The sequence below is a fragment of the Priestia sp. 53B2 genome (genome assembly GCF_056099005.1).
The window spans coordinates 1-276 of sequence record NZ_JBLZXA010000083.1 but is presented as its reverse complement, the minus strand read 5'-3'; the positions used below and the strand labels follow the sequence as shown (position 1 = coordinate 276).

Here is a 276-nt window from a genome sequence, read left to right as displayed (position 1 = left end):
TGAAGTCGTAACAAGGTAGCCGTATCGGAAGGTGCGGCTGGATCACCTCCTTTCTAAGGATTTTTACATGACGTACGTTTTGACACTTTGTTCAGTTTTGAGAGTTCAATCTCTCAATTATAGAAAGTACACTACTTTCTTCTTATTAGATAAGAAGAATTTTGGTTGCGATTGTTCTTTGAAAACTAGATAACAGTAATTGCTGAGGAAAAGTGAAACTTTTCTTTAATCAAACCAATAAATAACACAACAATATGTTGTACCATTTATTCGCTA

At 34.1% G+C, this 276-nt stretch carries 1 rRNA gene; it reads left to right on the top strand.

Annotated features, from left to right (window positions below):
* Window positions 1-53: ribosomal RNA gene (locus ACN6NE_RS31210) — 16S ribosomal RNA — on the top strand; the annotation flags it as partial.
* Window positions 54-276 lie beyond the last annotated feature (223 nt).